This is a genomic window from Kocuria palustris (assembly GCF_007666205.1).
GTDB classification, from domain to species: Bacteria; Actinomycetota; Actinomycetes; order Actinomycetales; family Micrococcaceae; genus Kocuria; species Kocuria palustris_A.
In genome coordinates, this window is record NZ_VDOR01000007.1 from 45,892 (window position 1) to 60,525 (window position 14,634).

At 72.8% G+C, this 14,634-nt stretch carries 11 protein-coding genes; 2 read left to right on the plus strand and 9 right to left on the minus strand.

The window, feature by feature from the left end; translation table 11 throughout:
- Window positions 1-51 precede the first annotated feature (51 nt).
- The 6 genes from FSY66_RS08205 to glyA all read right to left on the minus strand — a co-directional run bounded on the left by FSY66_RS08205 (window position 52) and on the right by glyA (window position 6,388).
- Entirely contained in the window at window positions 52-1,224 is a 1,173-nt protein-coding gene (locus FSY66_RS08205; RefSeq protein WP_144793458.1) for a YhjD/YihY/BrkB family envelope integrity protein, read from the minus strand.
- Between the two features lie 7 nt (window positions 1,225-1,231).
- Complete coding sequence (gene trpS / locus FSY66_RS08210; protein WP_144793462.1) at window positions 1,232-2,284, minus strand: tryptophan--tRNA ligase; 1,053 nt, start codon at window positions 2,282-2,284, stop codon at window positions 1,232-1,234.
- Window positions 2,285-2,413: 129 nt separating this feature from the next.
- Entirely contained in the window at window positions 2,414-3,172 is a 759-nt protein-coding gene (locus FSY66_RS08215; RefSeq protein WP_396350891.1) for an exodeoxyribonuclease III, read from the minus strand.
- 352 nt (window positions 3,173-3,524) lie between these two features.
- Entirely contained in the window at window positions 3,525-4,067 is a 543-nt protein-coding gene (locus FSY66_RS08220) for a hypothetical protein (protein WP_144793465.1), read from the minus strand.
- 153 nt (window positions 4,068-4,220) lie between these two features.
- Window positions 4,221-5,108, minus strand: a complete 888-nt coding sequence (locus FSY66_RS08225; RefSeq protein WP_144793468.1) for a bifunctional methylenetetrahydrofolate dehydrogenase/methenyltetrahydrofolate cyclohydrolase — start codon at window positions 5,106-5,108, stop codon at window positions 4,221-4,223.
- A complete protein-coding gene (gene glyA / locus FSY66_RS08230; protein ID WP_144793471.1) occupies window positions 5,105-6,388 on the minus strand; it encodes a serine hydroxymethyltransferase in 1,284 nt (427 codons plus the stop codon). Before glyA ends, FSY66_RS08225 begins: the two co-directional genes overlap by 4 nt.
- A 445-nt stretch (window positions 6,389-6,833) precedes the next feature.
- Between glyA and FSY66_RS08235 the strand changes: the two genes are divergently transcribed.
- Entirely contained in the window at window positions 6,834-10,142 is a 3,309-nt protein-coding gene (locus FSY66_RS08235) for a beta-phosphoglucomutase family hydrolase (protein ID WP_144793474.1), read from the plus strand.
- A gap of 57 nt (window positions 10,143-10,199) precedes the next feature.
- On the opposite strand, the gene FSY66_RS08240 is transcribed toward FSY66_RS08235, so the two are convergent.
- From FSY66_RS08240 to FSY66_RS08250, 3 genes are all read right to left on the minus strand, one after another.
- Window positions 10,200-10,760, minus strand: a complete 561-nt coding sequence (locus tag FSY66_RS08240) for a gamma carbonic anhydrase family protein (RefSeq protein ID WP_144793479.1) — start codon at window positions 10,758-10,760, stop codon at window positions 10,200-10,202.
- 86 nt (window positions 10,761-10,846) lie between these two features.
- Window positions 10,847-11,485 carry a TetR/AcrR family transcriptional regulator gene (locus FSY66_RS08245; RefSeq protein ID WP_144793483.1) on the minus strand — a complete coding sequence of 213 codons (639 nt, stop codon included), beginning with the start codon at window positions 11,483-11,485 and terminating at the stop codon, window positions 10,847-10,849.
- Between the two features lie 43 nt (window positions 11,486-11,528).
- Window positions 11,529-12,614 carry a LacI family DNA-binding transcriptional regulator gene (locus FSY66_RS08250; RefSeq protein WP_144793486.1) on the minus strand — a complete coding sequence of 362 codons (1,086 nt, stop codon included), beginning with the start codon at window positions 12,612-12,614 and terminating at the stop codon, window positions 11,529-11,531.
- A gap of 327 nt (window positions 12,615-12,941) precedes the next feature.
- Here FSY66_RS08250 and FSY66_RS08255 point away from each other — a divergent pair, with 327 nt between their 5' ends.
- Window positions 12,942-14,588: a substrate-binding and VWA domain-containing protein gene (locus FSY66_RS08255; protein WP_186304509.1), complete on the plus strand. Its 1,647-nt coding sequence runs from the start codon at window positions 12,942-12,944 to the stop codon at window positions 14,586-14,588.
- Window positions 14,589-14,634 lie beyond the last annotated feature (46 nt).

Below are 14,634 nucleotides of genomic sequence, written 5' to 3' on the forward strand. Positions count from 1 at the left end.
CCGCGACCGCCCCGCACCCGCCGTCGCGGTCCGTCGCGATCCGGGCGGAGCTCAGATCAGGCGCCGCTCCCGGGTGCGGACCTCGTCCAGGGTCGACACGGCCACGGCGGTGACGGCCCGGGACTCCCCCGCCGGCTGCGGGTGGCCGCCGTGGGTGTCGGCCTGCACCAGCGCGCCGAAGGCAGCCGAGACCAGGATGATCTGGCTGAAGAAGTAGAACCACAGCAGGACGCCGACCGTGATCGCGATCGAGAGCAGGTACGGGCTCGAGGTCATGGCCTGGATGACGACGCCGCCGATCTCCCGCAGCAGGTAGTTGCCGCTCGCGCCCAGGATGAGCATGCAGGTCATCGCCCACGCCGAGGGCTTGAGCTGGGCGACCACGCGGTACATGAGGAAGAGCATCAGCGCATCGGCGCCGACCCCCACGGCCGTGGCCGCCCCGAAGGCGACGTCGCCGTCCATGAACCGCACGAGCGGGCTCAGCAGGGGGACTTGGCCCACCTGGTCCTCGAGCAGGCGCAGGGCTCCCGCCGCCTCCGCGTTGAGCACGAGCGAGGTCGTCAGGACCGCCACCAGCACGAGCAGGCCCAGGACGTCCCGGGGGACGGCCGCGGCCGGCGCCCCGCGCGAGGGCGGGACCTCGAACATGCGGCGGCTCGACAGCCGCAGCCCGGCGGCCCAGCGCCACGCCGTGAAGCCCAGCACGGCCGCGCCGATGATCCACGTGATGGTGAACGGCTGGGTCGACTCGAGCATCGACACGGGCAGCAGGCCGCCGTCGCCGGTGTTGAGCAGACCCGGCACGGTCTGGTCCACGGCGTCGACGGCGAGGTCCCGGAACTCGGAGTCCGAGCCGAGCCACCTGCCCATGACCGCGAATCCGATCACGAGCACGGCCACCGAGGCGAAGAGCATGTTGTACGACAGCCCGGCGGCCATCAGCGGGCCGCCGTGGAAGAGATAGTGCATGATCAGCCGCCCCGGCAGGAACGTCCACATCGAGGCCAGCAGCCACCCCAGGACGCTGCCCAGCATCGCCAGCGGACCGGCGCCCTCGCGCCGCCTCAGGCGCAGGATCGAGCGCTGGCGCTTGGCCTCGCGGCGCAGGCCGTCGCGGTCGACCGCGGAGGGCGGGACCGCCGGCGGCTCCAGGACGTACGACGCCGCTCCTGCCTGAGTGCGATGGCTGCCGGGGCGCTCGTGGTCGAGCCGGGTGGACATGGCCGGTTCAGCGCTCGGGCGGCAGGAAGCCGACGGCGTCCATGACCTCGGAGAGCGTCCTCGAGGTGATCTCGTGGCCCTTCCGGGCGCCGCGCGCCAGGATCCTGTCGAGCTCGGCGGGGTCGTCGAGCAGCTCCTGGGCGCGGTTCTGGATCGGCTCGAGGGTCTGAGCGACGACCTCGGCCAGGTCGACCTTGAGGTGGCCGTACATCCTGCCCTCGTACTCCGCCACGAGGTCGTCGATCGAGCGGTCCGTCAGCGACGAGTAGATCGTCAGCAGGTTGGAGACCCCCGGCTTGGCCGCGCGGTCGAAGCGGATCTCGGTGCCGTCGTCGGTCACGGCGGACTTGATCTTCTTGGCGTTGCGCTTGGCGGGATCGAGCAGCCGGATCAGCCCGTTCTCCGACTCCGCCGACTTGGACATCTTGGCCGTCGGGTTCTGGAGGTCGTAGATCTTGGCGGTCTCCGTCATGATCCGCGGCGCCGGGACGCGCAGGGTCTCGCCGAAGCGCTGGTTGAAGCGCTGGGCGAGGTTGCGCGTGAGCTCCAGGTGCTGGCGCTGGTCCTCCCCCACCGGGACCTGATCGGCCTGGTAGATGAGGATGTCGGCGGCCATGAGCACGGGGTACGTGAACAGCCCGACGCTCGTGGACTCCGCGCCCTGCTTGGCGGACTTGTCCTTGAACTGCGTCATGCGCGCGGCCTCGCCGTAGCCCGTGATGCAGTTCAGGACCCAGGCCAGCTGGGCGTGCTCGGGCATGTGCGACTGCACGAGCAGCGTCGAGCGCTCGGGATCGATCCCGGCGGCGATGTACTGCGCCGCGGTGACGCGGGTGCGGCGGGCCAGCTCGGCCGGGTCCTGCGGCACCGTGATCGAGTGCAGGTCCGCCACGAAGAACACGCACTCGCTCGAGTCCTGCATGGCCACCCAGTTGCGGATGGCCCCCACGTAGTTGCCCAGGTGCAGGGAGTCCGCCGAGGGCTGCACGCCCGAGAGCACGCGGGGCACGGCGGGGGTCGCGGAGTCGGCGGAGGAGGTCGCGGATGCTGCGGAGGTCACGGTGGAGCTTCTCTCATGTGCGGGCCCGTTGCGGGCCGTCGTCGGAGCCGGGGATCGGGCGGGAGGCGGGTGAGGAGGGCCTGCCCCGGTCGCGGCCCGGAGCGGGCGGCCGGGGCGCGACCGGGGTCGTCAGAGGCGGTAGTCGACGACGAGCGCGGCGTGATCGGAGAACCGCGTGTCGTAGCTCGGCGCGCGGTCCACGACGGCGCTGACGGCGCGCTCGGCCAGATCGGCAGTGGCCATGTGGTAGTCGATGCGCCATCCCGCGTCGGTGTCGAAGGCCTTGCCGCGGTAGGACCACCAGGTGTACGGGCCGGGGACGTCGCCGGCGAGCCTGCGCGCGACGTCGACGTAGCCGAGGTCGCCGAAGAACCGGTCGAAGTACGCGCGCTCCTCGGGCAGGAACCCCGCGTTCTTGACATTGCCCTTCCAGTTCTTGATGTCGAGCTCGGTGTGGCCCACGTTCAGATCGCCCACGATCAGGACGTGATCGGCGTGCCCGGCCAGCTCGGGCAGGCGGGTGAGCATGGCGTCGAGGAACGCGTACTTGTCGACCTGCTTGGGGGTCTCGACCTCGCCCGAGTGGACATAGGCGGATACGAGCGTGAGCAGCGACCCGTCCGGCAGCCGCAGGTCGTCCTCGACCCAGCGCCCGGAGTCGTTGAGACCCTCGGCCAGGCCCTCGCGGCGGTCCTCGGGGCTCAGCGCGCCGCCGTGGGCGTCGCGGCGGACGGCGGTCAGCACTCCGGCGCGGCCCTTGGCCTCGGCCTCGTGGTGATGGATGTCCCAGACGTCGTCGCCGAGCAGCTCGTGGGCCACGGCGTCGGGCGCTCGGACCTCCTGCAGGCACAGCACATCGACGTCGCGCGGGGCCAGCCAGTCGGCCATTCCCCGCTTGTAGGCGGCGCGGATGCCGTTGACGTTGACGCTGGCCACGCGCAGGGTCTGCTCCCGCGGGGGCGTGGGGCCCGCGGCCGCCCCCCGGCCGGTCTGCTCGTCGGCATCGGACGTGGTCTGCTCGCTCACCGGAGCTCCTCTCGTGCGCGGCCGCGCGGCGGCCTCGGTACTGCTGATCGGTCCTGCGTCGTCGTCTCCCCCGCCGCCGCGGCCGGGGACCGGGGGCGGCGGATCCCGACCGGTGCCGCGGCCGCACCGACGCGGCGGTCGGGCCAGGGGCCGTTCCGCCGCTCACCCGCTCCGGCGGGGGCCGGAAGGGGCACCAGGGCCGGATCGGCGACGGTCAGTCGACGATGTCGCCGTCCACGGGCGCGGAGGAGTCCTGGACGATCCCCATGCCGTTGGAGGCGGTCACGGCGATCGTATCCAGAGCGCGGTCGACCTGGGCCCGGTCGCCCTCGCTCGAGCCGTCGGCGGCCGGCAGGCTGGCCGCGATCACACGCGTCTGGACCATGATGATCTGGAAGGAGTGCTCGATCTTCTGGTCGGTGATCGAGCGGTCCGGGGCCGCGGAGCTGGCCGCGGCGGCGGGCGCGCGCCCGAAGGCCCGCTGGGCGTTCTCCTGCGCCTGCTCCATCTGCCGGGCGCCGTAGCGGGCGGCCTTGCGCACCGACCACAGCACGAACACGGCGAGCAGCAGCCAGCCCAGGGCGATGCCGGCGAGGACCCAGCCGAGCAGCGAGTTCGTGTCGGCGGCCTGCAGCAGGGCCACCACGAAGATCACCACCAGGGCCGCGATGCCGATCACGGAGATCCACAGCCCCGCTCGTCCGCTCGCGGACGGGGACTTCTGAGGGGCCTGGGACTCGGTGCCGATCTGCTGCATGCCCGACATTGTTCCGCATCGGCTCCGCACCCGGCGAATCACGGTCCGCGGCTCTCGCGGCGGGCGAACCGGGCCGGGGCCGGGCCGGAGCCCTCTCGGCCCGGCCCGGTCGGCTCGGCCCCGCGCACTCGGCGCGTCGGCTGAGCCCCGGGCTCAGCCCTGCCGGTCCATGCGCTCGGCGGCCCCGACCACGTTGGCCAGCAGCATGGCCCGCGTCATGGGCCCCACTCCGCCGGGGTTCGGCGAGAGCCAGGACGCGCGCTCGGCGGCGGCCGGGTCGATGTCCCCGGTCAGGACCTTCTTCCCGGTCTGCTCGTCCTCGACCCGGGAGACCCCGACGTCGAGCAGCACGGCGCCGTCCTTGATCTGCGCCGCTCGGATCATGTGCGGCTGGCCCGCGGCCGCGATCACCACGTCGGCGCGGGCCAGCAGCGGCGCGAGGTCCCGGGTGCCGGTGTGGGCCAGCGTGACCGTCGCGTTGATCTCGCGGCGCGTGAGCAGCAGCCCGATGGGGCGCCCGACGGTGACGCCTCGACCGACGACCAGGACCTCCTTGCCGCGCAGGTCGACGTCGTGGCGGTCCAGCAGCTCCACGATGCCCGCCGGCGTGCAGGGCAGCGGCGAGGCCATGGGCTCGCTCACGTTGAGCACCAGCCGCCCCAGGTTGGTCGGGTGCAGGCCGTCGGCGTCCTTGTCCGGGTCCACGAGCTCGAGGATCCGGTGGGTGTCGAGGTGCTTCGGCAGCGGCAGCTGCACGATGTAGCCCGTGCAGGCAGGATCCCGGTTCAGCGCCTCGAGCTCCGCCTCGAGGTCCTCCTGGGAGATGTCCCCCGGGAGGTCCCGCCGGATCGAGGTGATGCCCACCTCCGCGCAGTCGCGGTGCTTGCCCGCGACGTACGAGTGCGAGGCGGGGTCGTCCCCGACCAGGACCGTCCCCAGTCCCGGCACGACGCCCCGCTCGCCCAGCGCCGCGACGCGCTGGGCCAGCTCCTCCTTGACCTTCCGGGCCGTCGCGCGCCCGTCCAGAGTCTGCGCCGTCACCAGTTCTCGAGCCCCTCGTACAGCGGGAAGTCGGCGGCCAGCTTGTCCACCCGGCCTCGCAGCGCGGCGACATCGGCGCCCGGCTTGAGGGCGGTGGCGATGATGTCCGCGACCTCCTCGAACTCCTGGGCGCCGAAGCCGCGGGTGGCCAGGGCCGGCGTGCCGATGCGCAGGCCCGAGGTGACCATGGGCGGGCGCGGATCGAAGGGCACCGCGTTGCGGTTGACCGTGATACCCACCTCGTGCAGGAGGTCCTCGGCCTGCTTGCCGTCGAGCTCCGAGTCGCGCAGGTCCACCAGCACCAGGTGGACGTCGGTGCCTCCGGTGAGCACGGAGACGCCGGCCTCCTCGACATCGGAGGCCGTGAGCCGCTCGGCCAGGATGCGCGCGCCCTCGAGGGTGCGCTCCTGACGGGCGCGGAACTCGTCGGAGGCCGCGATCTTGAAGGCCACGGCCTTGCCGGCGATCGCGTGCATGAGCGGGCCGCCCTGCTGGCCCGGGAACACGTTGGAGTCGACCTTCTTCTTCCACTCCTCGGTCGTGAGGATGAGGCCCGAGCGCGGGCCGGCGAGGGTCTTGTGCACGGTCGAGGTGGTGATGTCGGCGTGGGGCACCGGGTTGGGGTGCAGCCCGGCGGCGACCAGGCCGGCGAAGTGGGCCATGTCGACCCACAGCGTGGCCCCGACCTCATCGGCGATCGAGCGGAAGGCCTCGAAGTCGAGCTGGCGGGAGTAGGCGGACCAGCCGGCCACGATGACCTTGGGCTGGGCGGCGATCGCCTGCTCGCGGACCCTGTCCATGTCCAGGACCAGGCTGTCCGGATCGACCTCGTACGCGGCGATGTCGTAGAGCTTGCCGGAGACGTTGAGCTTCATGCCGTGGGTCAGGTGACCGCCGTGGGCCAGCGAGAGCCCCATCAGGGTGTCGCCCGGCTGCATCATCGCGGCCATCACCGCGGCGTTGGCCTGGGCGCCCGAGTGCGGCTGGACATTCGCGTGGAACGCGCCGAACAGCGACGTTGCGCGGTCGCGGGCGAGGTTCTCCACGACGTCCACGTGCTCGCACCCGCCGTAGTAGCGCCGGCCGGGGTAGCCCTCGGCGTACTTGTTCGTCAGGACCGACCCCTGGGCCTCCAGCACCGCGCGGGGGGCGAAGTTCTCCGAGGCGATCATCTCGAGGGTGTCGCGCTGGCGGCCGAGCTCGGCGGTGATCGCCGCGGCGATCTCCGGGTCGACCTCCGACAGCGGCGTGTCGGTGATGGTGGGTCTGCTGGGACTCATGAGGTCTCCTCCTGTGAGGCCCTCCGCGAAGGAGGCGGCCTGTGGTCGCATCGAGGCGGTCGCCCTCGAGGACGGGACGGCCGCGCCGGCGGGATTCCAGCGTGCGCCGACTCGCATCGGCACGCGCAGCTCCACTCTAGTGCGCCCGCTCACGCGGCACGCGGCCCGTGGTCCGCGCGTCCGAGCCTCCGCGGCGCTCGTCGGCACCCGCCGGCCCCGCTGTTCACCTGCGGTGCGCCGCGCGGGACTGCGCCGAGGGCCGCTCGACGCTACGATTGCGAGAGAACGCGCTTCCGGCAGCGCGCGCCGCAGGAGTCCCGGGCGCGCCGCAGGATCGACTGCCGGAGGCGCCCACCACGTCCGACGCACAGCCGCGCCACGACCTCGCACTGCCGGCTGCCCGCCGGCCGGTCCGGGGCCGCAGCGCGGGAACACAGGAGTGCCCGTGAACGCCCTTGCCGAATCGACCTTCACCGCTTCCCTGGACCGCATCCAGCACGGCGGCGCCGCTGCCGTCGAGCCGTCCGCCGACAGCCTGCGGACCCGCTTCGCGGCCGTCGTCTTCGACATGGACGGCGTGGTCACCGACACCGCCGCCGTCCACGCGAGCGCCTGGAAGTCGCTGTTCGACGCGCTGCTCGCGGATGAGCGCCTCATGGCCCTCGAGACGGACGGCGAGATCGATCGCAGCCCCTTCGACATCGCCCGCGACTACCGCGACTTCGTGGACGGACGCCGCCGCGAGGACGGGATCCGCACCCTGCTGGCCTCCCGCGGCGCGCACCTCCCGGAGGGCTCCGACGACGACGAGCCGGGCGCATGGAGCGTCCAGGGCCAGGCGGCGCTGAAGAACGACTACTTCACCGAGGCCCTCGAGGAGAAGGGCGTCCGGGTCTTCGACGCGACCGTCGAGCTCATCCGCCGCCTGCGCGACGGCTCGGTGCCGGCCGGCCTGGTCACCGCCTCCCGCAACTCCGCGATGGTCCTCGAGCAGGCCGGGGTCGCTGAGCTCTTCGACTTCATCGTGGACGGCGCCCTGGCCAAGGCCGAGGGTCTGCCGGGCAAGCCCGCCCCCGACACGTTCCTGCGCTGCGCCGCCGAGCTGGGCGTCGACCCGTCGGAGGCCGTCGTCGTCGAGGACGCGGTCTCGGGCGTGCAGGCCGGCTCGGCCGGCGGGTTCGGCCTGGTCGTGGGCATCGCCCGCCACGGCGACCGCCAGGCCCTCTACCGCGGCGGCGCCCACGTGGTGCTCAACGACGTCGGCGAGCTCGATCTGGGCGCGCGGCGCGACGACCCCTGGAAGCTCGTCTTCGAGGGATTCGATCCGGCCGCGCAGGCGCGGCGCGAGACCCTCATGACCCTGTCCAACGGCTACATGGGCGTGCGCGGCTCGCACAGCGAGCGCTCGCGCGACAGCGTGCACAGCCCCGGCAACTACCTGGCCGGCGTGTTCAACCGCGTGGTCAGCCACATCAACGGCCGCGACGTCGAGCACGAGTCGATGGTCAACGTCCCCAACTGGACGCACCTGGACGTGCGCATCTCGGGCGGCTCCTGGCTGTCCGAGGGCGGGTTCGACTACTCCGACGAGCGCGTCGAGCTGGACCTGCGCCAGGGCCTGATGACGCGCACCATGACGCTGACCGACCGCGAGGGCGACGTCGCCGAGTCCGGCGAGCGCGCGGTCCTGCGCGTGACCCAGCGCCGCGTGGTCTCGCTGCGCCAGCGGCACATCGGGGCGCAGGAGACGGTCTTCGAGTCGCAGAACTTCACGGGGCGCATCCACGTGCGCACGGGCATCGACCCCAGCGTCGTCAACGACGGCGTCCAGGAGTACCGCGAGCTGAACGCGCACCACCTGGTCCTCATGGACTCGACCACCCTCCCGGACGAGCAGGAGACGCTGCTCAGCCTGGTGGCCACCAATCAGTCGCAGATCCAGATCGCGACCGCCCAGCGCACGCACGTGGACGGCGCCGCCTCGGTGCGCGCCCGCCGCGAGATCCGCCCCGGCGGCACCGAGTTCCGCCGCCACCAGATCGCGCTGCGCAAGGGCGAGCCGGTCACGATCGATCAGACGACGGCCGTGGTCACGAGCCGCGACGCCGCGATCGGCTCCCCGCGCGACGGAGCCCTGGCCCAGCTGGACCGCAACCCGCAGGACTTCGGCCAGATCCTGGCGGCCCATCTGATCGAGTGGCAGCAGCTGTGGAACCGCTACGACGTCGACATCGACCTCGAGGACGACCCCCGTCCCGAGGACGTGCTGACGCAGCTGGCCCTGCGCACGCACGCGTTCCACACGGCGCAGACGCTGGCCCCGCACATGTCCCTGCGCGATGCCGGCGTGCCGGCCCGGGGCCTGCACGGCGAGGGCTACCGCGGCCACATCTTCTGGGACGAGCTCTACATCCTGCCGATCATCTCCCTGCATCAGCCGCACGTGACCCGCTCGCTGCTGTCCTACCGCTGGCGCCGCCTCGCGCAGGCGCAGTTCCGGGCCCAGCAGTTCGGCCTGCGCGGGGCGGCCTTCCCGTGGCAGTCCGGCTCCGACGGCCGGGAGGAGACCCCTCCCGAGCTGTTCAACCACCACTCGCAGCGCTGGATGCCCGACAACTCGTGGCGGCAGTTCCACGTGGGCCTGGCCATCGCCTACAACGCCTGGCTGTACTACGAGGCCACCGGCGACCTCGACTGGCTCTCGGGCCAGGGCTCCGAGCTGATCATCGGCATCACGCGGCTGTTCGACTCCCTGGCCGAGTACGACGAGGCCGACGGCCGCTATCACATCAGCGGCGTCATGGGCCCGGACGAGTACCACGACGGCCCCCGCGGCCAGCACGGCGGCGGGCTCAAGGACAACGCCTACACGAACGTCCTGGCGGCGTGGCTCTTCCGCCACTCGGCGCACATCTTCCACGACATGGTCGAGCACCAGCGCGAGGAGCTCGCGGCCCGCTACGGCGTGAGCCGCGAGGAGGCCCAGCACTGGCACGAGCTGTCGCAGAAGCTCGCGGTGCCCTTCAACTCGGACGGCACGATCTCCCAGTACGACGGCTACGACGAGCTCGACGAGCTGGACTGGGACTACTACCGCGGCAAGTACCGGAACATCGGCCGCCTCGATCTCCTGCTGGAGAACGAGGGCGACATGACGAACAACTACAAGCTGTCCAAGCAGGCCGACACCATCATGCTGGTGCACCTGCTGGGCCCGGAGGGCCTGATCGAGGAGCTCGGGCGCATGGGCTACGACATCGACCACGACGTCGTCCAGCGCACGGTCGACTACTACATCCAGCGCTCGTCGAACGGCTCGTCGCTGTCCAAGGTCGTCAACGCCTCGGTGCAGGCGTGGCTGAACCCGGACCGCTCGTGGGCCTCCTTCCAGGACGCGCTCGTGATCGACCTCGACGACACCCAGGGCGGCACGACCGGGGAGGGCATCCACCTCGGCGCGATGGCCGGATCCGTGGAGGTCGTCACCCGCGCCTACGCGGGGCTGCGCGTGCGCGGCGAGTGGCTCGAGTTCAGCCCGCACCTGCCCCCGCAGCTCGAGGACGTCAGCTTCACGGTGCTCTACCGCGGCCAGATCATCAGGGTCTGCATCGACCACGAGGTCCTCGAGCTCGAGGGCGCCTCCCGCGGGGCCGATCCGGTGACGATCCACGTCGCGGACGCCGAGTACATCCTCAAGGGCGGGCAGAAGATCGCTGTGGCCATCGGCCGCCGCCCACGCGGCGCAGCCGTGTGATCCGCCGCTCCCGGCCCGCCCGTCTCCTGGCGGGCCGGGCACCCCGCGGGCGCGGTCTCAGTCGCCGGCAGCCTCGTCGGCGATCCGGCGATGGCGCCGGGAGAGCTCGAGGTAGTGCTCGGCATTGCGGCGCACGGCGTCGCGCTCCTCGTCCTCGAGCGGCCGGCGCACCTTCGCGGGGACCCCGGCCACGAGGCTCCCGGGCGGGACCTCGGTGCCCTCGAGCACCACGGCCCCTGCCGCCACGAGCGACCCGCTGCCGATCACCGCGCCGTTGAGCACGGTCGCGCTCATCCCGATCAGGACGTCGTCCTCCACGGTGCAGCCGTGCAGGACGGCGCCGTGGCCCACGGACACGCCGTCGCCGATCGTGCAGGGGTTGCCCGGATCCGAGTGCACGGTGCAGTTGTCCTGGAGGTTCGAGCCGGCGCCCAGGCGCAGCGGCGAGCGGTCGCCGCGCACCACCGAGCCGTAGAAGACGCCGCTGCCGGCGCCGATCGCGACGTCGCCGATCAGCACGGCGCTGTGCGCGACGAAGGCGTCCTCGGCGACCTCGGGCAGCGCGCCCTCCCACGGGAGGAGGACGGGATCCGGCAGAGACGGGGGCTGTGTGCTCATGGTCACACCCTACGCACGCGCCCCGGCCGGCGGGAGAGCCCGGCGCATGCTTCCGCCGCCGGACGCCGCGGGCCTCGCGGCCTCGCTCAGGCCTCGTCGGCGGCGACGATCGTGCGCGCGTAGTCCAGGTAGGCCTCGTGGTCGAAGCCCGGCAGCAGCGCGGACTGGACGACCCAGCCGTGGAGCACGGAGAGCACCGCCTGCGAGAACATCCCCACCCAGTCCCGGGCCTGGTCCTCGCCCAGCCCGAGCTCCTCGACGGCCCAGTCGGCGAACGCCGTTTCGACCGCGGCGCGCAGGGTCTCCTGATGGGAGCCCAGGATCTCGGCGACGGCAGGATCGACCGCGGCCTCCCCCCAGGTGATCAGCAGCGTCCGCGCGAGCCGGGGGCGGGCCGCCAGCTCCTCGAGCGCCCCGACGAGCCACGCGTCGGGCTGGAACCGGCTCGGCGGCGCCGCGGACCCCGACGGGCCGGAGGCCTCCGACGGGTCCGCCGGGGAGACGACGTCCAGGACCGCGTCGAGCCCGGTGCGGGCGCATTCGGCGACGAGCTCGGCCTTGCCGCCGGGGAAGTGATGGTAGAGCGCTCCGGCGGACAGCCCGGTGGCGTCGATGATCCGGTGCATCGAGGCCCCGCGGTAGCCGTCGGCCAGGAAGCACTCGGAGGCGGCGTCGACGACGGCGCGCCGCCGCGCGGCGCGGAACTCGTCGCTGACCCTGGGCATGCCCCGATCCTATCGGGAACGACCGTTCGCGGCGGCGGCCGCCTCAGCGCCGTCGGGCCGGGCGCCGGTCCGCGACCGTGCTCGACTGCCGGACCACGAGCTTGGTGGGGAGCACGAGCGGGCGGCTCGACGTGGGCTGGGCCCCGCGGATCATGGCGATCAGGTTCTTGGCCGCGGTCGAGCCGAGGGCCTGCACGGGGGCCGCGATCGTCGACATGGTCGGCGAGAGGAGGGGCAGCCCCATGATGTTGTCGTACCCCACGACCGCCGCATCCCCCGGCACGGAGAGACCCTGCTCGTGCAGGGTGCGCACGAACCCCAGGGCCATCAGGTCGTTGTAGCAGATGACGCCGCGCGTGCGCTGCGGGATCCACTGCAGCGCGGCCGTGCGCCCGCCGGCCAGGGTGGGGGCGGTGGGGCCGAGGCGGTGGATGCGGGCATGCAGCGCCGCTCCGGTCTCCCTGACGGCCCGCCAGCGCATGCCGTCGGCCCAGGAGGCCTCGGGCCCGGCGATGTAGGTGATGTCCCGGACGCCCTGCGAGACCAGGTGCTCGACGGCCCGGCGCGTGCCCATGGCGTTGTCCGACACGACCGAGACCACGCCCGAGACGGCGCGGTTGAGCATGATCGTCGGCTTCTGCTTGGCCGTCATGCGCACGGCCGAGTCCGACATCCGCGAGGAGACCATGAGGACCCCGTCCACGAGCGGCAGCACCCGTTCGAGGGCCTCCTGCTCGCGCGTGACGGACTCCTGGGCATTGGCCACCAGCAGCGTGTAGCCGGCCTCGGCGGCGGCCTCCTCCGCCCCGCGCAGCAGGTCGATGTAGACGGGGTTCGAGATGTCGGCGAGCACGAGCGCGATCATCCGGGTGCCCTCGCGGGAGTCCGAGCGGCGGGAGATCGTGCGGGCCCGGTAGCCGAGCTCGTCGGCCGCCGCGCGGATGCGCTCCGCGGTCTCGAAGGACACTCGGCCGGGCCGCGCGAAGGCCCGCGAGACGGTCGAGGGAGCCACGCCCGCGCGGCTGGCGACGTCGTAGATGGTCGGCGCGCGCCGCTTGGCCGCGGGCGTCTGCCGGGTCTCGGCCGACCGCGCCGAGCCCTCGTCGTGGCTCCTGCTCTGCTCTTCCATCACCAGGACAGTCTGGCGCACGAGGCGCACAACACAAAGCAGAGGGCCCGCGCGGCTCCCGACAGGGCTCGACGCGCCCCGACCGAAGTATCCATTACAATTCATCGGTGTTCTGAGCCGGAATACGCACCGCGGCCGACCGGCCGCAGCGCCCCCGTCGGCCCGATGCCGGTCACAGGAATGGGGACGACCGGCGCGGACTCCCCCGCGCCGGCACATGCCACACTGGGCATGCTCTGCGCCGCAGCGGACCCCGGGCCGGTCCTGCCGCGGCGCGTCCGTCGTGCCCCGGGCCGGGGATCCGACGCCGCCCCCTGGAGGAGTCCCATGTCCGCAGTCGACACCCGCCGCGCCGCCCGCGAGGCAGAGAAGAAGCAGTCCATCGGCCGATGGGCCGTTCTGGGCGCCGTCGGGCTCTTCGTGGTGGGCGGGGCCGGGCTCTGGACCGTGACGGCCGGCGACGGCGGGGAGGCCCCCGCCTCGTGCGACTCCACCATCCGCATCTCGGTCGCGACCACGCCCGAGATCGGCCAGGTGCTCGAGCAGAAGCCGGTGAGCAGCGAGTCCTGCGTGCGCCTGGACGTGGTGGAGCAGCCGAGCTCCGAGACCGCCCAGCGGGCGGCGGCCGATCAGCTCGCCGAGCCGCTGTGGATCCCGGACTCCTCGGGCCGCGTGGACGAGTCGGGCTTCGACGGCGCGGTGGAGGCGCACACGCCGTCGCTGGCCTCCTCCCCCGCGGTCGTCGTCTCCCGGCAGGGTTCCGAGGACCTGCCCGCCACGTGGACCGAGCTGGTCGCGGACGAGGGGACGCGCATGGGCGATCCGGATGCCGACGGCGGCGCGCAGGCCGCGATGCAGTCGGTGACCGCCGAGTCCCAGACCGGCGCATCGGACCGCGAGGAGGCGCAGGCGGCCCTGACCTCCCGTGCGCACACGCAGGGCGTCACCTCCCCGGTGCTCGACGCCCCTCAGCTGATCGAGGCGGTCGAGCAGGACGGGGGGCGCTCGATCGTCGCCGAGCACAGCCTGCTGCGCCACGGCCTCCCGTCGGATCTGCAGGCCGGCACCCCGGAGAGCGGGGCCTCGTTCCTGGACTATCCCCTGATGGTCACCTCCGGCGCACTGTCCAGCAGCGACTCCGTGCAGACCGCCGCGGACGAGATCACCGAGTGGTTCGGCTCGGAGGAGGGCCGCAGGGCGCTGGCCGAGGCCGGACTGCGGACGGCCGACGGCACCCCGGTCGACGACGAGTACTCGCTCGAGGTCGCGCACCGCCTGCGGGTCCCGGACCGCGCCGCCTTCGACGAGGTCGCCGAGACGTACGAGCGGCAGTCCATGCCGCTCAACGCCCTCGCGGTCGTGGACGCCTCCGGCTCGATGGGCGAGCGCGACTCCGACGGCCGGACCCGGTGGGAGTCCACCATGAGCACGGTCTCGGTCGGCTCCCAGCTCTTCCCGGCGCGCGATGAGCTGGGGCTGTGGCTGTTCTCCCACGACATGGGCCCCCACGGCGAGCCCTACGAGGTGCTCGAGCCGGTGCGCGGCGTCGAGGAGGAGGTCGCCGAGAAGGGCGGGCGGACGCAGCGGGAGCTGCTCCAGGAGGCCGCCGCGGACGCGCAGTACGAGGAGGGCGGGCAGACCGAGCTCTACGAGACCACCCTGGCGGCCTTCCACCAGCAGCAGGCCGACTGGCAGGAGGGCCACCTCAATGCGGTCATCCTGCTCTCCGACGGCGGGCAGCAGGTCTACGGAGACGAGGACCCCATGCGGATCGAGGACCTCGTCGCCGCGCTCCAGGAGGAGCAGGACCCGGCCCGCCCGGTGCGGATCATGACCCTGGGGATCTCGGAGGACGCCGACGAGGTCGCCCTCGGGGCGATCGCCGGCGTCACCGGGGGCTCGTACCACAGCGCGACCAACGAGCAGGAGATCCAGGAGGCCTTCATGGAGGGGCTCGCCACGGTCGATCGCTGATCCGCGCTCCGGCCGGCCGGAGCGCGGCGAGGCCCCGCACCGGCCG

Coding starts and splice junctions, on each gene's coding strand:
- FSY66_RS08255 (WP_186304509.1), top strand. CDS start 12,942: ATGTCCGCAGTCGACACCCGCCGCGCCGCCCGCGAGGCAGAGAAGAAG.
- FSY66_RS08240 (WP_144793479.1), bottom strand. CDS start 10,760: ATGAGCACACAGCCCCCGTCTCTGCCGGATCCCGTCCTCCTCCCGTGG.
- FSY66_RS08215 (WP_396350891.1), bottom strand. CDS start 3,172: ATGGCCGACTGGCTGGCCCCGCGCGACGTCGATGTGCTGTGCCTGCAG.
- FSY66_RS08220 (WP_144793465.1), bottom strand. CDS start 4,067: ATGCAGCAGATCGGCACCGAGTCCCAGGCCCCTCAGAAGTCCCCGTCC.
- FSY66_RS08250 (WP_144793486.1), bottom strand. CDS start 12,614: ATGGAAGAGCAGAGCAGGAGCCACGACGAGGGCTCGGCGCGGTCGGCC.
- glyA (WP_144793471.1), bottom strand. CDS start 6,388: ATGAGTCCCAGCAGACCCACCATCACCGACACGCCGCTGTCGGAGGTC.
- FSY66_RS08245 (WP_144793483.1), bottom strand. CDS start 11,485: ATGCCCAGGGTCAGCGACGAGTTCCGCGCCGCGCGGCGGCGCGCCGTC.
- FSY66_RS08205 (WP_144793458.1), bottom strand. CDS start 1,224: ATGTCCACCCGGCTCGACCACGAGCGCCCCGGCAGCCATCGCACTCAG.